22 protein-coding genes, 1 tRNA gene and 1 other RNA gene are annotated in these 19,429 nt (G+C 67.7%); 15 read left to right on the top strand and 9 right to left on the bottom strand.

The features are described from left to right. From RIN18_RS00675 to dapF, 5 genes are all read left to right on the top strand, one after another. The gene (locus RIN18_RS00675; RefSeq protein ID WP_309102005.1) at nucleotides 1–858 is read left to right on the top strand and encodes a regulatory protein RecX; all 858 of its coding nucleotides are present in this window, start codon (nucleotides 1–3) and stop codon (nucleotides 856–858) included. A gap of 137 nt (nucleotides 859–995) precedes the next feature. Then, nucleotides 996–2,543: a tRNA (N6-isopentenyl adenosine(37)-C2)-methylthiotransferase MiaB gene (gene miaB / locus RIN18_RS00680; protein ID WP_309102006.1), complete on the top strand. Its 1,548-nt coding sequence runs from the start codon at nucleotides 996–998 to the stop codon at nucleotides 2,541–2,543. A 19-nt stretch (nucleotides 2,544–2,562) separates the two neighbouring features. After that, nucleotides 2,563–3,486 (top strand): tRNA (adenosine(37)-N6)-dimethylallyltransferase MiaA, encoded by a 924-nt coding sequence (gene miaA, locus RIN18_RS00685; protein WP_309102007.1) that lies wholly within the window; start codon nucleotides 2,563–2,565, stop codon nucleotides 3,484–3,486. A gap of 85 nt (nucleotides 3,487–3,571) precedes the next feature. Beyond that, nucleotides 3,572–4,102: a dihydrofolate reductase family protein gene (locus tag RIN18_RS00690; protein ID WP_309102008.1), complete on the top strand. Its 531-nt coding sequence runs from the start codon at nucleotides 3,572–3,574 to the stop codon at nucleotides 4,100–4,102. A gap of 9 nt (nucleotides 4,103–4,111) precedes the next feature. Beyond that, a complete protein-coding gene (gene dapF / locus RIN18_RS00695) occupies nucleotides 4,112–4,984 on the top strand; it encodes a diaminopimelate epimerase (RefSeq protein ID WP_309102009.1) in 873 nt (290 codons plus the stop codon). Between the two features lie 3 nt (nucleotides 4,985–4,987). Here the strand turns inward: dapF and RIN18_RS00700 are convergent, their stop codons facing one another. Further along, complete coding sequence (locus tag RIN18_RS00700; RefSeq protein WP_309102010.1) at nucleotides 4,988–5,632, bottom strand: methyltransferase; 645 nt, start codon at nucleotides 5,630–5,632, stop codon at nucleotides 4,988–4,990. A gap of 66 nt (nucleotides 5,633–5,698) precedes the next feature. Here RIN18_RS00700 and hflX point away from each other — a divergent pair, with 66 nt between their 5' ends. Next, nucleotides 5,699–7,210, top strand: a complete 1,512-nt coding sequence (hflX, locus tag RIN18_RS00705; protein ID WP_309102011.1) for a GTPase HflX — start codon at nucleotides 5,699–5,701, stop codon at nucleotides 7,208–7,210. Between the two features lie 61 nt (nucleotides 7,211–7,271). On the opposite strand, the gene RIN18_RS00710 is transcribed toward hflX, so the two are convergent. Beyond that, complete coding sequence (locus tag RIN18_RS00710) at nucleotides 7,272–7,931, bottom strand: SIMPL domain-containing protein (protein ID WP_309102012.1); 660 nt, start codon at nucleotides 7,929–7,931, stop codon at nucleotides 7,272–7,274. 140 nt (nucleotides 7,932–8,071) lie between these two features. Between RIN18_RS00710 and ssrA the strand changes: the two genes are divergently transcribed. The 3 genes from ssrA to RIN18_RS00725 all read left to right on the top strand — a co-directional run bounded on the left by ssrA (nucleotide 8,072) and on the right by RIN18_RS00725 (nucleotide 9,363). Beyond that, nucleotides 8,072–8,441: a transfer-messenger RNA gene (ssrA, locus tag RIN18_RS00715) on the top strand. Nucleotides 8,442–8,584: 143 nt separating this feature from the next. Continuing rightward, nucleotides 8,585–8,938: a hypothetical protein gene (locus RIN18_RS00720; RefSeq protein ID WP_309102013.1), complete on the top strand. Its 354-nt coding sequence runs from the start codon at nucleotides 8,585–8,587 to the stop codon at nucleotides 8,936–8,938. Nucleotides 8,939–9,045: 107 nt separating this feature from the next. Then, entirely contained in the window at nucleotides 9,046–9,363 is a 318-nt protein-coding gene (locus tag RIN18_RS00725; protein WP_309102014.1) for a hypothetical protein, read from the top strand. 18 nt (nucleotides 9,364–9,381) lie between these two features. Here RIN18_RS00725 and RIN18_RS00730 read toward each other — a convergent pair whose 3' ends face one another. From RIN18_RS00730 to RIN18_RS00740, 3 genes are all read right to left on the bottom strand, one after another. Next, nucleotides 9,382–10,194, bottom strand: coding sequence for a hypothetical protein (locus RIN18_RS00730; RefSeq protein ID WP_309102015.1), 813 nt, complete (start codon nucleotides 10,192–10,194; stop codon nucleotides 9,382–9,384). Nucleotides 10,195–10,471: 277 nt separating this feature from the next. After that, nucleotides 10,472–11,044 carry a hypothetical protein gene (locus RIN18_RS00735; RefSeq protein ID WP_309102016.1) on the bottom strand — a complete coding sequence of 191 codons (573 nt, stop codon included), beginning with the start codon at nucleotides 11,042–11,044 and terminating at the stop codon, nucleotides 10,472–10,474. Nucleotides 11,045–11,074: 30 nt separating this feature from the next. Beyond that, on the bottom strand, nucleotides 11,075–11,869 hold the full coding sequence (locus tag RIN18_RS00740; RefSeq protein ID WP_309102017.1) for an inositol monophosphatase family protein: 795 nt from the start codon (nucleotides 11,867–11,869) through the stop codon (nucleotides 11,075–11,077). 114 nt (nucleotides 11,870–11,983) lie between these two features. Between RIN18_RS00740 and RIN18_RS00745 the strand changes: the two genes are divergently transcribed. From RIN18_RS00745 to RIN18_RS00755, 3 genes are all read left to right on the top strand, one after another. Further along, nucleotides 11,984–12,056, top strand: a tRNA-Lys gene (locus RIN18_RS00745). Between the two features lie 130 nt (nucleotides 12,057–12,186). Then, nucleotides 12,187–13,077, top strand: coding sequence for an alpha/beta fold hydrolase (locus tag RIN18_RS00750; RefSeq protein WP_309102018.1), 891 nt, complete (start codon nucleotides 12,187–12,189; stop codon nucleotides 13,075–13,077). Further along, nucleotides 13,074–13,637 carry an ABATE domain-containing protein gene (locus tag RIN18_RS00755; protein WP_309102019.1) on the top strand — a complete coding sequence of 188 codons (564 nt, stop codon included), beginning with the start codon at nucleotides 13,074–13,076 and terminating at the stop codon, nucleotides 13,635–13,637. Before RIN18_RS00750 ends, RIN18_RS00755 begins: the two co-directional genes overlap by 4 nt. Nucleotides 13,638–13,667: 30 nt before the next feature. On the opposite strand, the gene RIN18_RS00760 is transcribed toward RIN18_RS00755, so the two are convergent. Both RIN18_RS00760 and RIN18_RS00765 read right to left on the bottom strand, forming a co-directional pair. Beyond that, complete coding sequence (locus RIN18_RS00760; protein WP_309102020.1) at nucleotides 13,668–14,156, bottom strand: YbaK/EbsC family protein; 489 nt, start codon at nucleotides 14,154–14,156, stop codon at nucleotides 13,668–13,670. Between the two features lie 81 nt (nucleotides 14,157–14,237). Then, entirely contained in the window at nucleotides 14,238–15,023 is a 786-nt protein-coding gene (locus tag RIN18_RS00765) for an IclR family transcriptional regulator (RefSeq protein WP_309102021.1), read from the bottom strand. A 105-nt stretch (nucleotides 15,024–15,128) separates the two neighbouring features. On the opposite strand from RIN18_RS00765, the gene RIN18_RS00770 reads away from it, so the two are divergent. From RIN18_RS00770 to RIN18_RS00780, 3 genes are read left to right on the top strand one after another with little or no spacing between them, the layout of a single operon-like run. Then, the gene (locus RIN18_RS00770) at nucleotides 15,129–15,902 is read left to right on the top strand and encodes a CoA transferase subunit A (protein WP_309102023.1); all 774 of its coding nucleotides are present in this window, start codon (nucleotides 15,129–15,131) and stop codon (nucleotides 15,900–15,902) included. Nucleotide 15,903: 1 nt separating this feature from the next. Further along, nucleotides 15,904–16,551 (top strand): CoA transferase subunit B, encoded by a 648-nt coding sequence (locus tag RIN18_RS00775; RefSeq protein WP_309102024.1) that lies wholly within the window; start codon nucleotides 15,904–15,906, stop codon nucleotides 16,549–16,551. A 9-nt stretch (nucleotides 16,552–16,560) separates the two neighbouring features. Further along, nucleotides 16,561–17,745, top strand: coding sequence for an acetyl-CoA C-acetyltransferase (locus RIN18_RS00780; protein WP_309102025.1), 1,185 nt, complete (start codon nucleotides 16,561–16,563; stop codon nucleotides 17,743–17,745). A gap of 22 nt (nucleotides 17,746–17,767) precedes the next feature. On the opposite strand, the gene RIN18_RS00785 is transcribed toward RIN18_RS00780, so the two are convergent. Continuing rightward, complete coding sequence (locus tag RIN18_RS00785; protein WP_309102026.1) at nucleotides 17,768–18,067, bottom strand: hypothetical protein; 300 nt, start codon at nucleotides 18,065–18,067, stop codon at nucleotides 17,768–17,770. Between the two features lie 9 nt (nucleotides 18,068–18,076). Next, a complete protein-coding gene (locus RIN18_RS00790; RefSeq protein ID WP_309102027.1) occupies nucleotides 18,077–19,282 on the bottom strand; it encodes a PLP-dependent aminotransferase family protein in 1,206 nt (401 codons plus the stop codon). Between the last annotated feature and the right edge of the window lie 147 nt (nucleotides 19,283–19,429).

Below are 19,429 nucleotides of genomic sequence, written 5' to 3' on the forward strand. Positions count from 1 at the left end.
ATGATCGGTGAGCACGGGGGCGAGGCGGGCGAATCCAACGATCGTCTTGCCCCCGTCATCCCGCTCTTCGGTGGCGTGGGGTCGCGGGCACCCGTCAGCATTCCCGCCGCGGATGCTGTTCCTGCAGACGACTCGACCGTCGACGAGCAGGGAGCCGTGCCGCCCTCTGATGATGAGCCGGTCTGGCGCTCGACGTGGGATGCGAAAGCGGCTCGCTCCGACACCACGGACGGCGAGCCCAGCGCGCGCCATCCTGCCCGCGGAGCCGCCGCGCGACGCCCGGCAGCGCGACTTCGAGCGCTCCACCCGCTGAACGGCGGCGACGACGTCGAACAGCCTGCCCCCGATTCCGCTCAGCTCCGCGAGGTCGCAGAAGAGTCACTGGTGCGCAAACTGCGTGCGAAGTCGCTCTCGGTGTCGGAGGCGCGAATGGTCTTGAAGGGTCATTCCCTCGATGCCTCGCAGATCGACGACGTCATCGATGATTTCAGCCGGCGCGGCTACCTCGACGATGCCGTTCTCGCAGAGCATCTCGTCTCCGCGGGCGTCGAACGCAAGGGACTGGGCCGCGTGGCGCTCTCACGAGCGCTCTCCCAGCGAGGCATTCCGAGAGACGTGATCGACGAGGCCCTCGACGAGGTCCCGGATGATGACGCTGAACGAGCGCTGGAGTTCGCCCGCACGAAGGCGCGTTCCATGGCGCGCCTCGATCACGAGACAGCGCTCCGTCGCCTGGTCGGGCAGCTCGCCCGCCGGGGATACAACGGGTCGGTCGCGATGACCGCTGCCCGCACAGCGCTCGGCGAGGTGACTTCCGGGGGTCCGGCCGGTGGCGTGCGGTTCGTCGACTCCGAGTAGACGCTGATCGTGGCTCGTCGTGGCTCGTCGTGGCTCGTCGTGGCTCGTCGTGGCTCGTCGTGGCTCGTCGTGGCTCGTCGTGGGTCGAGCAGAGGGTCGGCATCCCTGCGGCTGAGCGCTCGTACAATGGGATCACCATGACTATTCCGCGGAGTGAACCGACGATCATCAGCGCCTCGTCGGCGGCCATCGACGGCGACGGCCGGAACCGTTCTTACGAAGTGCGAACCTTCGGGTGCCAGATGAACGTTCACGACTCCGAACGGCTGTCCGGTTCGCTCGAGAGCGCCGGCTACGTCCGCGCTGTCGACGGCGCAGAAGCCGATGTCGTCATCATCAACACCTGCGCCGTACGCGACAACGCGGCAGGCAAGCTCTACGGCACGCTCGGCCACCTCGCATCCGTCAAACGCCGCAAGGAGGGCATGCAGATCGCAGTCGGCGGATGCCTCGCCCAGATGGACAAGCAGGCCGTGCTCGACAAGGCGCCGTGGGTCGATGTCGTCTTCGGCACGCACAACATGGGATCCCTCCCCGGTCTGCTCGAGCGCGCTCGTCACAACGGCGAGGCGGAGCTGGAGATCCTCGAATCCCTCGAGGTGTTCCCGTCCACGCTGCCGACCAAGCGTGACTCCGCCCACAGCGGCTGGGTCTCCATCTCGGTCGGCTGCAACAACACCTGCACCTTCTGCATCGTGCCGAGCCTTCGCGGCAAAGAGAAGGACCGACGCCCCGGCGACATCCTCAACGAGATCCGGCTGCTCGTCGATGACGGCGCCATCGAGGTGACGCTGCTCGGACAGAACGTGAACTCGTACGGTGTCGAGTTCGGCGATCGGCAGGCGTTCGGCAAGCTCCTTCGGGCGGCCGGCGAGATCGACGGCCTCGAGCGCATCCGTTTCACAAGCCCCCACCCCGCCGCCTTCACCGACGACGTGATCGACGCGATGGCTGAGACCGAAGCGGTGATGCCGCAACTGCACATGCCGCTGCAGTCAGGCAGCGACCGCATTTTGAAGGCGATGCGGCGTTCCTACCGCAGTGAGCGCTTCCTCGGCATCCTCGACCGCGTCCGCGACCGCATCCCGAACGCCGCCATCACCACCGACATCATCGTGGGGTTCCCGGGGGAGACTGACGAAGACTTCGAGGACACCATGCGTGTCGTCGAACAGGCCCGCTTCTCCAGCGCTTTCACCTTCCAGTACTCGATCCGCGAGGGCACGCCGGCCGCGACCATGGCCGACCAGGTGCCGAAGCAGGTCGTGCAAGAGCGCTACAACCGCCTCATCGCCCTGCAGGAGCGGATCTCGCTCGAAGAGAACCAGAAGCAGGTCGGTCGCGAGGTCGAGGTGCTCGTGTCCACGGGCGAGGGCAAGAAGGATGCCGAAACGCACCGCCTCACCGGTCGCGCCGAGGACAACAGGCTCGTGCACTTCGAGGTGACTGCAGGGTCGCCGCTTCCCCGGCCGGGCGACGTGGTGACGGTGACGATCACTCACGCCGCCCCCTTCCATCTGCTCGCCGACGACCCCTCGGGTCGCCCCCTGCGCATCCGCCGCACGCGCGGCGGCGATGCATGGGACCGCGCTCAGGCCGAATCCTGCGCCGTTCCGGCGCCCTCCGACGGCGGCTCACCCCGACCGGTCGCGCTCGGTCTGCCGACGCTACGTGTCGGGGTCTGAGGCCTCCCGCGTCACCGACATGGTGAGTTCACAACCGGAGCCTCGACTCTGGGTGATCGCCGGAGCGACCGGCACAGGCAAGAGCGACCTCGCCCTCGACCTCGCAGACACGCTGCGGGCGCGGGGCAACCCGGCCGAGATCATCAACGCGGACGCGATGCAGATCTACCGCGGTATGGATATCGGGACGGCCAAACTGAGCGCGGGTGAGCGGCGCGGCATCCCGCACCACCTGCTCGACGTCCTTGACGTCACCGAGGATGCCGCCGTCGCGTGGTACCAGCCGCGAGCACGCACGGCGATCGCTCAGATCCACGCGCGCGGCGGCGACGCCATCATCGTCGGCGGTTCGGGCCTGTACGTCTCGAGCGTGGTGTTCGACTTCCGCTTCCCGCCGCGGGACGCTGCGGTCCGGGCGCGACTGGAGAAGGACCTCGAGCGTGAGGGGGCCGAGGTGCTGCTCGAGCGTCTGCGCGCGATCGACCCGCGGACGGCCGAGCGCGTCGATCCGAGCAACGGACGCCGGATCGTGCGCGCCCTGGAAGTCCTGGAGCAGGGGGCCGAGACGCACGGTGCGGCGCTTCCCGAGGCTCCCACGCTGTGGCACCCCAGGACGCGCCTGATCGGGCTGCAGATCGAGCGCGCAGAACTCGTGAAGCGCCTTGATGCCAGAGTCGAGCGGATGTGGGCTGCCGGCCTCGTGGAGGAGGTCACAGCGCTGCGAGAACGCGGACTGGAGCGCGGGCAGACGGCGAGCCGCGCGATCGGCTACGCGCAAGCGCTGGGACAGGTGCAGGGATCGCTGACCGAAGCACAGGCCATCGAGCAGACGCAGGCGCTCACCCGTCGCTATGCGCGCCGGCAGGTTTCGTGGTTCAAGCGGTATCGAGTGCTGGAGTGGCACACGCCCCCGGTGGACCCGATCGCATTGCTCGGCGACTGACCGGCGGCAGGCCGTGCACGGTGGCCGCTGACCGGCTGTCGCCGACCCCTGGCCAATGTCGGACGCCGGTGCGACCCTTGGACTCATGGCGACCCACTACTTCACCGCATCCAGCCTCGATGGCTTCATCGCGACCTCCGAGCACTCGCTCGACTGGCTGTTGAAACAAGACATCGACCTGAACGGACCCATGGCCTACACCGAGTTCGAGAAGGGCATCGGTGCACTCGCGATGGGGGCGTCGACCTACGAGTGGGTCCTGCGCAACAACGGTGATCAGCCGTGGGGGTATGTGCAGCCCACCTGGGTCTTCACCCATCGCGAGCTGCCCGTGCCCGACGGGGCCGACGTGCGCTTCGCGCGCGATGTGACCGCGGCGCACACCGAGATGTCGGCGGCGGCCGGCGAACTCGACCTGTGGGTCGTCGGCGGGGGAGAGCTGGCCGGGCAGTTCGCCGATGCGGGGCTGCTCGATGAGGTCTGGGTGCAGTACGCACCGGTGACACTCGGAAGCGGCGCTCCGCTACTGCCACGTGAGCTCGACCTCGAACTCCTCGACGTCGCTCGCAACCGCAACTTCATGTGCGGACGATACCGCGTCATCCGGCCTGAATAGACTGGGTCCATGGTCGCATTCACCAAGGGTCACGGAACCGGCAACGACTTCGTGATCATCGCCGACCCCGACGGCGAGCTCGACCTGAGCGCCGAGCAGGTCGCGGCTCTCTGCGATCGGAACTTCGGCATCGGTGCGGACGGCATCCTGCGCGTCGTGCGATCAGCGGCCATCGATGTCGGCGCAGCGGCGCTCGCTGAGGAACCAGACGCGGAATGGTTCATGGACTATCGCAACGCGGACGGCTCGATCGCCGAGATGTGCGGCAACGGCGTACGCGTCTTCGCGCACTATCTTGTGCGGTCCGGTCTTGCAGCGATCGCGCCGGGGTCCGCGCTGCCCATCGGGACGAGGGCGGGAGTACGAGACGTCACACGCAGCGAGACCGGCTATCAGGTCGACCTCGGGCGCTGGAAACTCACCGGCGACGATTCCCTCGTCAATGTCGAAGGCCTCTCCGTCCCTCGGCCAGGACTCGGGATCGACGTCGGAAACCCCCACGTCGTCGTCGCGCTGGCCTCGGAGCATGAGCTCGCCGGGCTCGAACTGCACCGCGCGCCCGAGCTCGAACCCGCTCTCCCGTCCGGTGCGAACATCGAATTCGTCGTGCCCGGTGACCCGCTGGTCCGCGACGGCATCGGGCACGTGGGCATGCGAGTCTTCGAACGAGGGGTGGGCGAGACGTTGAGCTGCGGCACCGGCGTCGCGGCGACCGCGCTTGCGGTACGCCACTGGGCCGGTGAACGCGCGCCGGATCATTGGCGCGTCGAGGTTCCCGGCGGAAGTCTCGGTGTGCGCATGTTCCCGGCGGAAGACGGCGAGCATGTGGCTCTGGCGGGGCCTGCGCAGCTGGTGTTCCACGGAGAGATCGATCTCGTCTGACGGTCATTCATCGAGGGTGATCGGCTCGGTCACCGGCGTGCCGTGCTTACGCACCTTGAGCACGCGATAACCCTTGCCGGTGGCCGTGCGGAAAACGCTGTAACCGGGGTGGAACGTCGCGCCGATCCATCGCTGCAGAGAGTCCGCTCCCAGGTTTCGCTGCACCACGAGCCAGGCGTCACTTCTGTCATCGAGGCGCGGAATCCATCGCTCCAGCAGACTGTGCAGCTCGTTCTTGCCGACGCGAATCGGCGGATTGGAGCGGATCGTTCGGAAGTTCACGTCATCGGGAACATCGTCGGGCAGCGCAGCGTTGACATTGTCGAGTCCCAACGCTTCGGCGTTGCGGCGCACGAGATCCAGGGCGCGTTCGTTCACATCGACCGCCCACACGGTCGCGTGCGGGGCAGCGATGGCCATTGACAGTGCGATGGGTCCCCAACCACTGCCGAGGTCAAGGAGGTTGCCCCCGGGAGGTACCGGGGGCATGTTCGCGAAGAGCACTGCGGTGCCGGCATCCAGGCGATCCGGGCTGAAGACGCCACCGGCGGTGGTGACATCCCGCTCTTGCCCTGCGAGCGTCACGCGAATCGTACGCAGGTGTTCTGGGCTCGCCGGGGTCGCAGTGAAGTAGTGATCGGACCCCATACGGCGAGCGTACCGGAGAGCGGGGGCTAAGGTTAAGGCTCGAAACAAGCTAGAGATCAGGGACGGATGACGGAGACCACGACAAACTCCACCGGAGACGAGGCGCTCGATCGCGTGCTCGCGAACGCCGAGAAGCGCTCGGACGTGCGCGTGTTCGGGGCAGCACAGGCGCTGCAGGACGAAGCAACGGCGTCACACACGACCGCTGACGGCAATCAGTGGGACCTGGAGGATCGGCATGCGCTGAGACGCGTCGCCGGCCTCTCGACCGAACTCGAAGACGTCACCGAGGTCGAGTACCGCCAGCTGCGGCTGGAGAACGTCGTCCTCGTCGGTGTCTACCCGCAGGGGGCGCAGGCGGATGCCGAGAACTCGCTGCGTGAGCTGTCTGCGCTGGCCGAGACCGCCGGCGCCGTGGTTCTTGACGGCGTCCTCCAGCGCCGGCCGCACCCGGACGCTGCGACCTACCTCGGCCGAGGCAAGGCGCAGGAGCTCAAGGACATCGTCGCCGCCGTCGGCGCCGACACCGTCATCGCCGACACCGAACTGGCCCCCAGCCAGCGCCGCGCGCTGGAGGACGTCGTCAAGGTGAAGGTCATCGACCGCACCACCGTGATCCTCGACATCTTCAGCCAGCACGCCAAGAGTCGCGAGGGCAAGGCGCAGGTCGAGCTCGCGCAACTCGAGTATCTGCTGCCCCGCCTTCGCGGTTGGGGTGACTCGATGAGCCGCCAGGCCGGTGGCCAGGTCGGCGCCGGTGGTGCGGGAATGGGCTCCCGCGGTCCCGGCGAGACGAAGATCGAACTCGACCGGCGCCGCATCCGCACCAAGATGGCGCTCCTTCGGCGTCAGATCCGCGATTTCGCGCCCGCACGTGAGGCCAAGCGTGCGGAGCGCAAGCGGAACACGATTCCGTCCGTCGCCATCGCCGGGTACACCAACGCCGGAAAGTCGAGCCTTCTCAACGCGCTCACCAGCGCCGGCGTGCTCGTCGAGAACGCGCTCTTCGCGACTCTCGATGCCACGGTACGGCGCACCGAGACCGCCGACGGGCGGGTCTACACGCTCACCGACACCGTCGGCTTCGTCCGCAACCTTCCGCATCAGCTCGTCGAGGCGTTCCGGTCGACGCTCGAGGAGGTCGGCGAAGCCGACGTCGTCCTGCACGTCGTCGACGGATCGCACCCGGATCCCGCGGGCCAGCTGCAGACCGTGCGCGACGTGATGGGCGACATCGGCGCGCGGGATCTTCCGGAGATCGTCGTCGTCAACAAGGCCGATCTTCTCAGTGACGACGACCGACTCGTCCTGCGCGGCCTCGAGCCGCACGCGCACTTCGTGTCGTCGCGGTCGGGCGAGGGGATCGACGAACTCCGGGCAGCGGTCGAGGAGGCACTGCCGAAGCCTGCTGTCGAGGTGCACGCGGTGGTGCCATACGACCGGGGAGACCTGGTCGCCGCCATCCACGAAACCGGAATGCTGCTGTCTGCCGAGCACGGGGAGCACGGCACCGCTGTGCATGCTCACGTCTCCGAGCGGCTGGCCGCTGAACTCGCGCCCTTCACGGCGACCGCCTGATACCGCGCCCTGGTTTGCGAGGCTCCAGGCTCTCATCCGCTTGCGCGATCGATGCGAGCGTTCAGCTGGCGAGGAAGCGCGCCTCCACGGTCGCCGTGATGATGATCTCCTCCGGCTCGAACTCCATCGCGGCCCCGGAGTCTGCGGCGGCGAACGCTGCTCCGCGCATCTTCAACACCCCCGGTGCGGCGGCGTCGCGGGCGATGAGGCCCACATCGGCGATCTCCAACGGGCGCACGTCGTGCAGGCCCAGTGCGCTCGCGTACGCCTGCGCCCGCGCGACCGCGACTCCGACGGCTTGCGCTGCGACGTCCCGTTCCACTGTCGCGCGCGTCTGGGGTGTGAGGTGCCAGTGGACCCCGCCGAGCTCGACGCCGTCCCAAGCCGAGACGTCGGTCACCCATATCGACAGCTCGGATGCTTCCGCGAACGTCGCAGAGAAGGAGATGCTCGCGTAGAAGACGGGGGCCAGGCGTTTGCCGTCGTTGCTCCAGGGTCGTTCGGCGCGAACCGAAAGGCGCTTGCTGGTCCAGTCGACCACCGTTCCCGCTGTGCGACGGTCCGTGATGCTCTGCCGCACGGGCTCGGCGAGCCGCATCGCCCGCTCGACCACGAGCGCGCGCTCGGGTCCGTCACAGCTCACCGAGACGTGGATGGTCGCCCGCTCGGGGGCGACCCTCGCCTCGTGCTCTCCGCGGACCGTGACGGTGACATCGCTCATCGTGCGACTCTACGCCAGCCCCGCGGCCAGGCGGAATAGCGCGGCGCAGCCGTTCGTTGTAGTCTGTAGTGCTCGGGCGTTCCGCGTTCGAGCACCAGAACTCCACAGTGTGACAGCGGTCCCTTCGCAAGAAGGACCACGGGGCTGATCGGTTTCGACAGCGCCTGTGAATCCACGAGAAGCGGGCCGAGGATGCAGGGTTATCTCGTGAACGCTCCCTGCAAAACAATAAGTGCCGAAACCAAGCGCACTGACTTCGCCCTCGCTGCATAAGCGAGCCCGATAGTCCGTCAGGCCGTATGTGATTCCGATACGGATCCTGGCGTCATCTAGGAATCTTGCTGTGTGATGGCGTCTGGACGTCACACGGGACTCTTCCCAGGCTGGGCTTGTCGACTTAGGTGTCTGTGACAAAGGTCGGAGCCGAGCAGAACGTCTTCACAGACTGCGCCCGGAGAAGGCGTGGAGACTCAGCGTTGGACGGGGGTTCGATTCCCCCCAGCTCCACCGAACCGCTGTCACACCGTGGACGACCCCCGAGATTCCCGCGAGAGCGGAGGATCGCGGGGGTCTTCTGTATGCGCGGGTCCTCAGCTCGCGTCTCGGCCCGGAGAACGCAAACCAGCGGCGCCGAATCCGGGTTACTGTTCAGTGTGGGCAGATTGAAATATGACGGCACGGCTGAGCCGATCACCATCGACGACGCGACGTTGGCGCACCTGAAGATCGTCATCGGCACGAAGCTCCGACGCCAGGAGAGCTTCATGCTGACGTGGCGCCCGATCGACGGCGGCCAGGACGCACGCCTCACGATCTGGATCCACCCCGCGATTCCGCTTCAGTTCGGTTTCGATCGCCCCGAGTTCCCTCAGATCGATCCGGCCCGTATCAGTGCGATCATGGGATCCCTCAACGCCAGCGGCGAACTCCACCTCGACCTTCTTCAGGACCACCTCGAGCAGGAAGCGCCCATCGTGCGCCCCAACGCGGAGAATGCGCTGGCCTGATCCGCGTCCTCAGCGGAATCCTCGCCGGCGCGGCCGGGGCCGGCAAATATGACGGAGCGCTTCCGCCGGTTTCGTGTACGAGCAGCGGGATCAGTATGGTTTCAGATATGGCGACACTTCACTACGGCACCGCGGCAGAGCCGATCCATATCGACAATCGTGCTCTGGCACACCTGAAGGTCGTCATCGCCACCAAGCTTCGCCGGCAGGAGAGCTTCACGCTGTCGTGGCGGCACCCGGACGGGGAGCCGGGCGGCCGGTCCACGATCTGGCTGCACCCGTCGATCCCACTGCGGTTCACGTTCGATGAGCCCGAGGCACCGCCGCTGAACGCGAAGTGGATCGAAGCCCTCATGCAGTCCGCGAACTCCACAGGCGGCATCCTGCTGGTCGAAGAGGTTCTCGACACCCCAGAGGCAGCCTGAGCGACGCCGGTCGGCCGCTCAGTCGCCGAAGAGGGTGTCGACGCTGAGGTAGGCGGCGAAGGTGGCATCCTCCGGGATCTCGCCCGGGTCGACGAGGTCTCCCTTGGATGCAGGCTCCAGGTAGCATTCCGCGGCGAACGTCCCGCCCGCCGCCGGGATGTCCTCGAGGTCCGAGCAGACGGCGAAGATCTCGCCCTCGACGAACCCGACGATGAAGATGTCGGAGTACTCGGCCGCGGCGCTGAGTCCTGAGGTGAAGTCACCTTCGATGTAGCCCTCCTCGCCGCTGCGCGCGGCATCGAGCGTGATGTCACCGGTCAGCGCCGGCTCCACCCACTCGGTCCTGGACTGTTCGATCCTGATCGCGGCGGCGTCGGAGATGTCCTCTGCGAAGATCCCCTGGAAGAGCGTCGTCTGGTTGGGCAGGATGTACGCTCCTGTGGAGCGGCGTTCGATGATGGTGCCGTCCTCGCGGTATGCGGTGATGTCGAAGAAGTGATTGGCGACCTGGTTGCTGCTCTCGTTCGTCATCGTCGCGAACAGGATGGTGTATCCGTTCGAGTCAGGTGCCGTCATCGCGAAGTCGCCGAAGACGATCTCCGACACGACGGTGACCTCGTACCCGCGGACCTGCTGCGGAGCGTTCGTCGGCTCCCCGCTCGTTCCTGGCGAGGGTGACGGCGTGGGCTCGGCGGATGCCGCGGTACCGCGATCGAGCCATAGCCACGCCGCGGTCGCGCCGAACCCCACGGTGGTGAGCAGCAGAACCGCACACGCGATGGCGAGAGTGATCAGCAGGCGACGGGACCTGTCGGTTGCGGCTGTCGCCACTGGGGACCCCGCGGCAGCACGCGGCGGCACGTCCGGACCGGTCGCCGGCGGAGCAGGACGCGGGGAAGGCTCGGCGGGCGGCGGGAGCGGAGAGGACGCGAGTGGAGGAACCGAGGGAGGCGGGGGCGGCACCACGGGCGGCGGCGGCACCACGGGGCTGTGCGGATCATTCCAGTTCCCGCCAGGGGGCTGCGCAGTCGACATCGCGTGTCCTCTCGTGCGTTCGTCCTCGTGTCCGGAAGGTTCCGTGGTCGAATCGTAGCGAAGTGCTGAGGGCTCAGCCGGGCCACTCTATGAGGATGAGTCCCTGTTTCGTGTCGGCGAACTTCACCCAGCCGTCTCCGAAGAGGTATGTCATCCCGTAGCCCTCTTCGTCGACGCCCATCGCGAACTGCGGGTTCTCGGTGATGTAGATGCCTTCCGGGCCGTCCTCACGCTGCCACCCCTCGGCGAGCAGAGTCGCCTGCGCCTCCGTGGCGTCCGCAGCGCTCATCTCAGACCACCCGTACAGCTGACCATGATCCGAGGCGACGGTGTAGTCGGCCCAGAAGCACAGAAGTCCGTCCGGAAGCGATACTCCGCCGATGACGAACTCCTTGGCTTCCGCCGTCCAGCCGGCCTCGGTCAGTGCGTCGACCGTGCCGGGTGAGATCAGCGTCTCGCAGGTCGGTTCGGGAGCCGTCGTCTCGATCGGTGCGGGGGTGGCCGCGGGTTGAACGGCGCTGGTCGGTGTGGGCTTCGGGGCCTTCGGCGTCGGCGTTCCGGCATCCGCCGGCTGACCCGCGCAGGCGGTGAGGGTCAGAGCGAGCAGGAGAGTCGCGGCGGCGGCGACAGCGGCGCGGGGGATCATCGCTCGGCCATTCCTCTAGGTGCCATCGCGTCAGGCCAGCAGCTGCAGGAACGCATCGTGCAGGACACCGTTGGTCGCGAGTGCCGAGCGGTCGGTGATCGTCTCCCGCCCGTCGACGGATGTCATCCTGCCCCCGGCTTCGCGGACGATGGGGACGGCCGCGGCGATGTCGTACTCCTTCACATCGAACTCCGCGACCATCTCGATCCGGCCTTCGGCAAGCAGCATGTATGAGAAGACATCGCCGTAGGCACGATCGCGCCAGGTGCTCTCCGCGAGCCGCATGAGCGCGGGGAGGCGGCCGGCGTCTGCCCACTGGGTGATGCTCTGGAAGCTCACGGTCGCGTCCGCAAGGCTCGACACGGTGGAGGTCGCAAGGCGCCGAGCGCCGGCTTCGGTCGCCGTCCACGCACCCTCGTTCGCTGCCGCCCACCACCGGCGCCCGAGGGCGGGCATGCTCACGACGCCGACCTGCGGCGCGCCGTCGATCGCGAGGGCGATCATCGTTCCCCACAGGGGGATCCCACGGAGGAAGTGGGCGGTGCCGTCGATCGGGTCGATGATCCACTGCCGCCGCGTGTCGCCTGCCGTGCCGAATTCTTCGCCGAGGATGCCGTCGTCCGGGCGCTCGCGTGAGAGGAGGTCGCGAATCGCGCGTTCGGTCGCGAGATCCGCGTCGGTGACGTGCGAATGATCAGCCTTCGTCGAGATCTCGAGGTCGGGTGCATCGAAGCGGGGGAGAGACTGCGCATCGGCCGCATCGGCCAGGCGGAGAGCGAGCTCGAGGTCGCCGCGAAGGTCGGCGAATGCGGGGGAGACAGTCACGTCATCAGGATAGCCTTGCCGACCCGCGTGAACCGCTCGCCGAGCGCGCCTCGATTTCGTGTGGCGTCGGCAGGCTGGTAATGTAATTCCTCGGTCGGGGTCATCCCGGCCCGCGCACCTCTAGCTCAATCGGCAGAGCAACTGACTCTTAATCAGTGGGTTCAGGGTTCAAGTCCCTGGGGGTGCACGGATCAGCCTCGGAATCTCTCGCCAGATTCCGGGGCTTTTCTGCGTCCACGAACCCTTGTAACCGATAAAAGCGTTTGCTACGGTTACGACGAAACGACATACTCCACCGACATGTGAGGAGAGTTCTCGTGACGTTCGCAGCCAAGACCAGGCATCTCGACCGGGAGGTCGACGGATTCCGAATCCACTATCGGGAAGCGGGAGTCCCGGCATCGACGGCGGTCGTGCTGCTGCACGGCTCACCGAGCTCGTCGTTCTCGTTTCGCGACGTGCTCCCGGTTCTCGGCGCGCAGACGTATGCGGTCGCGCCGGACCTGCCCGGCTTCGGCTTCTCGGACGCGCCGGCAATGGAGGAGTTCACCTTCGAGCGGCTGTCGCACCTGGTCGACGCCTTCCTCGAAGATCTCGGTGTGCACCGATACGTGCTGTACATCACCGATTTCAGCACGCCGGTCGGTTACCACATGGCAACTCGCCATCCCGAGCGCGTGTTGGCACTCGTCGTCCAGAACGGCAACGCGCACGAGGAAGGGCTGAATGAGGCGTGGGAGCCGGTGCGGCGGTTCTGGGCCGAGCCCACGGAGCAGAACCGAGCAGCGCTGCCCGAATGGCTGAACTTCGAGGGAACGCGGGCGACGTATCTCTCCGGTCTGCCGGACCATCTCGCCGAGCTGCATCCGCGAGAGTCCTGGCATCTCGATTGGCAGCACCTGTCAGCGCCCGGGTACGTCGACCTGCACTTCCGCTTGTTCAACGACTACCGCAACCACGTCGCGCGCTTCGAAGAGATCGCGCGATACCATCGCGCGCATCAGCCGCCCTGCCTCGTTCTGTGGGGGAGGCACGACACCTTCTTCGGCATCGGCGAGGTGCTGGCGTACGAGCGGGAGATGGCGGCGTTCGAAGCTCACATCTTCGACGCAGGGCACTTCCTCCTCGAGACGCATGCGCGCGAGGCCGGAGAGATTCTGGCGGCCTTCGTCCGGAATGTGTTCGAGAGATCGGGCGGTGACGGATGACGGTCGCGACGGAGTGGGTCGAGGATCATTTCGTCGCCGGCGACGTGGTGCTGGACTTCGCGAACACGGTGTATCGGCGGTGGCCCCGGATGGGTTCGGACCTGTTCACGAACGCCGAGTCGCTCAGCTCGTGGCTCGAGCGGGCGGGGCTGCTGCCGCACTCGAACGGTGTCCTGCCGCCGGCGGGTGAAGAAACGCTCGAGGAGGCTCGTGCGCTGCGCGCGACGCTCTGGCTCGTGTTCGACGCGCAGCGCGAGCGTCGATCGATCCCGCCGGACGCCTTCAGCGCTCTCCTCGATGTCGCGCGCCGCCTCGGGGAGCATGTGACCGTAGATGCCGATGGTGACATGACCGCTCGCGATCCGCAGAGTGCGATCGGGGCGCTGGCGCTGGGCGCGATCTCCCTGGTGCTGGATCCTCCGCAGCAGGGGGTCCGCGCCTGCGACGCCTGCGGATGGTTCTTCGTCGACTCATCCCGTGGGCGACGGCGGCGCTGGTGCAGCATGAAGACGTGCGGGAACCAGGCGAAGGTCGACCGGTACCGCGCCGCTCGCGCGTGACCTGACGCCACCGCGGGGCCGCCGGCGTGGTCAGTCCGCGGCGACCCGGATGACAGTGCCGTCGGTCAGTGCGACCAGCTGCGCGAACGTCAGCGGCATGACGGTGTGCGGGGTGCCTGCGGCAGCCCAGATCCGCTCGTGGGCGCGCAGCGAATCGTCGACGAAGGTTCGCAGCGGTTTTGGGTGGCCGACGGGAGCGACGCCACCGATCGCCTGTCCCGTCGCTGCGCGCACGACTGCCGCCGGCGCCATCGTCAGCTCGCCTGCTCCGATGCTCATGCCGACCACGGCGAAATCCAGCCGGTGTCCGCCACTGGTCATCACGAGGATCGGCGAGTCGTCCGCGATGAGGACGAGACTGTTGGCGATGGCACCGACGTCGCAGCCGATGGCTGCGGCTGCGGCCGCGGCCGTTCGTGCCGAGTCAGGGAGGACGACGACCTCGGCCGGGATACCGGCAGCGGCGAGGTGCTCGCGCACGATGCGGCTGCGCGCAGGCAGGGCGTGTTCGATGCTCATACGGTTGCTGCTCCTCTCGCCGCGGCACAGACGTGCGGCGGCATCCCGACGAGGATAACGCGGGTCGCCGAAGGCAGTGGCTCAGCGGCGAGCGCCGGCGATCCGCGCCGAGAGCTGATGTGCGTGTGCGAGCAGGATGCGTCCCAACTCGCCGATGCGGTCGGGGCCGAAGCGGAACCCGACTCCGGTGAGGCTGAGCGCCCATTCCGGACGGCCCGCACGGTCGAACACCGCAGCGCCGATGCCCCAGCTGCCTTCGACGATCAGGCCCGGATTGATCGCGTATCCCCGTTCCTTCGTCTCTGCCAGTCGGGAGCGCAGTGGGCCTCTGTCATGCGCCCGCCCCCACTGCACCGGGAGTTCGGGATGGCGATCCAGATATGCATCCACATCGTGATCGGGAAGGAACGACAGGATGGCGAGTCCGGCGCTGGCGACCCCGAGAGGGAATCGCACGCCCTCGCTCAGTACGAACGAGCGAATCGGGAACGAGCCCTCCTCCCGCAGCAGGCACACGGTCTCATCCGCCCGGCGCACCGAGAAGAACGCGCTCTCCTCGGTCTTGACGGCCAGGGAACGCACGATATCGCGAGCCAGGGGGGTGACGTCGTATCGCGCCGCCGCCACCGATCCCATCAGGAACAGCTCAGGGCCCGGCATCCAGCGCGCACGATCCTCATCGCGGTCCACCAGCCCTTCTGCCCGGAGCGCGGTGAGCAGACGGTGGGTAGTCGATCGCGTCAGCTCCGAGTCGCGAGCGAGATCGTGCAGCGCCGCTCCGTCGGTGCCGCTCGCAGTCACCAGCCGCAGCAGCCGTGCGGCTCTCGAGACGGCTTGGGCGCCCGGCACCGAGCGAGGTGATTCCATAATGTGGACGCTACTGCGGGATTCGACCATATGGCAAGATCCGGGTTCACACCCGTCGCATCGAGAGCGGATGCTGGAGGAAGGACACGTTGCAAGGGAGTACGCGTGATCGACAAGCAATGGGCATCCGCCGCAGCGGCCGTGGCCGACATCGATGACGGATCGTCGCTGGCGGTCGGGGGATTCGGTCTCTCGGGCAACCCGATCGACCTCATCGAGGCGCTCCTGGCACAGGGCACGAAAGACCTCCGTGTCGTGAGCAACAACTGCGGCGTGGACGACTGGGGGCTCGGAGTCCTTCTCGCCGCACGCCGCATCCGCAAGATGACCTCGTCCTACGTGGGCGAGAACAAGGAGTTCGAGCGGCAGTTCCTCAGCGGCGAGCTCGAACTGGAGCTGACACCGCAGGGCACGCTCGCCGAGAAACTGCGAGCGGGAGGATCGGGCATCGCGGCGTTCTACACGCAGACCGGCGTGGGCACCCAGGTGGCCGAAGGAGGTCTGCCGCAGCGGTACAACGCCGACGGAACGGTCGCGGTCGCCTCGCCTGCCAAGGACGTGCGCGCCTTCGACGTTCGGGGCGAGCGGCGCGAGTTCGTCCTCGAAGAGGCGATCACCACCGACTTCTCACTCGTCCACGCCGTCGCCGGCGATCGCCACGGCAATCTGGTCTTCAACAAGGCGGCTCGCAACTTCAACCCGCTCGCGGCGATGGCGGGACGCGTCTGCATCGCGCAGGTGGAGCACCTCGTCGACCCCGGCCGGCTCGACCCCGACCGGGTGCATCTGCCTGGGGTGTACGTGCACCGCATCGTCGAGGTGGGGCCGCACATTCCGAAACGCATCGAACGCCGCACGGTGTCGGTGGAAGGGAACTGAGATGGCACTCACTCGCGACCAGATGGCCGCTCGCGCGGCGGCCGAACTCCAGGACGGCGCATACGTCAACCTCGGCATCGGGCTGCCCACGCTGGTGCCGAACCACGTGCCCGCCGACGTGACCGTGGTGCTGCAGTCGGAGAACGGCATCCTCGGGGTCGGTCCGTACCCGCGTGAGGAGGATGTCGATCCTGACCTCATCAACGCAGGCAAGGAGACGGTGACCGTTCTGCCCGGGTCTGCCTTCTTCGACTCCAGTCTGAGCTTCGGCATGATCCGCGGCGGCAAGATCGACGCGGCGATCCTCGGTGCGATGCAGGTGTCGGCCACCGGCGACCTCGCGAACTGGATGATCCCCGGCAAGATGGTCAAGGGGCCCGGCGGCGCGATGGATCTCGTGCACGGAGCAGCGCGCGTGATCGTGCTGATGGAGCACGTCGCGAAGGACGGCACCGCCAAGATCGTCGACGCCTGCTCGCTTCCCCTCACGGGTCGCGGCGTCGTCGATCGGATCATCACCGACCTCGCTGTGATCGACGTGACGCCCGCCGGCCTGGTGCTGTTCGAGACAGCACCCGGGGTCAGCGTCGATGAGGTGCGAGCGGCCACAGAGCCACCGCTACTCGTCGCAGACGGACTCGAGAACTGAAGGAGAGACATGAGCCACACCGACATCGTCATCGTCGCCGCCGCCCGCACCCCGCAGGGCAGGCTCAAGGGCCAGCTCGCGGCATTCACCGCTCCCGAGCTGGGTTCGTTCGCCATCCGAGGTGCCCTCGAGCAGGCGGCCATCGATCCGTCGCACATCGACGCGGTCATCGTCGGGCAGGTGCTGGCGGCCGGTTCCGGACAGAACGCCGCACGCCAGGCGGCCATCGGCGCCGGGATCGGATGGGGTGTACCGGCGCACTCCGTGAACAAGGTCTGCCTGTCCGGGCTGACGGCGATCATCGACGCGGCACGGATGATCCGCACCGGTGACGCGACGACCGTGGTGGCAGCGGGAATGGAGTCGATGACCCGCGCACCGCACCTGTTGATGGGCTCGCGGGACGGCTGGACCTACGGCAGCGTCGAGGTTCTCGACCACATGGCGTTCGACGGCCTCACCGATGCGTACGACAGGGAGAGCATGGGAGCGTCCACCGAGCGTCACAACAGCCGATACGAACTCACGCGCCAGATGCAGGATTCGGTCGCAGCGCTGTCGCATCAGCGCGCAGCGGCCGCGCAGGAATCAGGGGCGTTCGACGATGAGATCGTCGAGATCTCCGTGCCGCAGCGCCGGGGTGAACCGGTGCTCGTGAACCGGGACGAAGGGGTTCGCCCCGACACCACCGTCGAGACGCTCGCAGGGCTCCGGGCGGCATTCGCGGAGGGGGGATCGATCACCGCCGGCAACTCCTCGCAGATCTCGGACGGAGCGTCCGCCGTCATCGTCACCACCCGTGCGAACGCGGAGGCCAACGGATGGCCGGTGCTGGTGACAGTCGGCGCCAGCGGACAGACGGCCGGGCCCGACAACTCGCTGCAGGCCCAGCCGGCGCGGGCCATCGAGCGCGCGTGCGAGAAGCAGGGCATCAGCCCCGCCGATCTTGATCTCGTCGAGATCAATGAGGCGTTCGGTGCCGTGGTCGCGCGCTCTCAGGCCGAACTCGGACTCGACGAGAGCATCGTCAACATTCACGGCGGCGGCATCGCGATCGGGCATCCGATCGGCGCGTCCGGCAATCGGCTCGTTGTGCATGTGGCTCACGAACTCCGGCGTCGAGGAGGGGGTACCGCGGCCGTCGGTCTGTGCGGCGGCGGCGGGCAGGGTGAGGCGCTGATCCTGACGCTCTGAGGCCCGCGTCGACGGGAATCGGTCAGTTACGTCGTTCCTTGGCGTGGCCCTGCGCGTCGGCCAGCGCCTTCTGAGAACGGAACTGCAGGCGCTGCGCCTTCCTCGACTTCTTGACCGACTGCGGAGAGTCGGCGTCGACGAGCACACCGCGGCGCTCGCGATTCATGTCGACGACCGCGCCGATCGCGAGCGCCAGCGTGATGCCCCAGCTGGCCCAGGAGAGCAGCGCCCGCCAGGTCACGGGTTCCTCGCGAGTGCCGCGCAGCAGGCGCACGCCCGCGGTGATCGCTGCGATGAGTCCGGTGCTGAAGAGGTAGCGCATTCCCCTACGCTACCCGGCGGCACGCGATGCGGTCCCGAGCCTTGACAAGCCGTCCCGGATCCTGTCAGGAGCGTAGGTCGTGAAGGACAGCCGGAGGGCGCGGCGATCGGGCGTGCCGGCGAAGAACGGCGCGCCGGGGACGAAGGCGACGTCGTGCGCGAGGGCGGTCGTGAGCAGGTCCGTCGCATCCGCCCCTCCCGGCAGTCGAGCCCAGATGAACATGCCGCCGTCCGGGCGGTTCCAGCGGCTCCCCGCCGGCAGCGCGGCAGGCAGCGCGTCGAGCATCGCATCCCGCCGCCGTCCGTACTCCTGGCGAATGCGCTCGAGTGCCGGCTCGCCCCGGCCCGACTCCAGGTAGTGGGCGGCTGCCGCCTGATCCACGGTCGAGGTGTGCAGGTCGCCGGCCTGTTTGGCGATGGTCACCGTCTGACGGATGTCTGCGGTCAGTCTGATCCAGCCGATGCGAAGTCCGGGGGCGATCACCTTCGAGAAGCTGCCGAGGCTGAGAACGTGCTCTGGCGCGAACGTCGACAGCGAGGGGAGTGCCTCGCCCGAATAGCGCAGCTCCCGGTACGGCTCGTCTTCGACGATCCGGAAGCCACGGCGGATCGCGGTTTCTGCGATGCGCCTGCGCGCGTCGAGGCCGTGGGTCCTCCCCGTCGGGTTCTGGAATGTCGGGACGGTGTAGAAGAACTTCGGTGCATGCTCAGCGGCCAGTCGGTCGAGTGCGTCGGTGTCGAGTTCGTCGCCGTCATACGGCACGCCGATGACCCGGGCCCCCGCGAGTGCGAAGGTCTGCAGCGCGGCGAGGTAGCACGGCTCTTCGACGAGGATGGGATCGCCGGGATCGAGAAGCGACGTCGCAAGCAGCCCCAGACCCTGCTGGGATCCGGTCGTGATGATGAGGTCGGCAGGCTCCGTCGCAAGGTCGTCCTCTGTGTAACGCCGCGCCACCGCTTCGCGGAGCTCGTGGTTGCCCTCGGATGTCGAGTACTGCAGGACCAGGGGGCTGCGCAGCACTTCCTCGAACGCCGCCCTGAGGCCGTCGAGGTCGAACAGTTCCGGGGCGGGGAGACCGCCGGCGAACGAGATCACCTCGGGGCGCTGGGTGAGGGCGAGCAGATCGCGCACGGGAGAGGTCTTCGCGGCAGCCGCGCGCCTCGAGCGTCCGGGCGGCGTGATCGCCGTGTCTGGGAACCGGGGGAGTGAGGTCATGAGCGGCCGATCCTTCATCGCAGGTCCCGCCCACACTAGCGGCAGCTCTCAGCGCTCGCGCAGTGGCGGCGGGTAGGATGGTGGCGCCGCGGTTCGACCGCGGCCGCACACCGTGTATCTACCGGCCGCCGGCTTCCCGGCGGACAG

This window comes from Microbacterium sp., assembly GCF_031179285.1.
Lineage (GTDB): Bacteria > Actinomycetota > Actinomycetes > Actinomycetales > Microbacteriaceae > Microbacterium.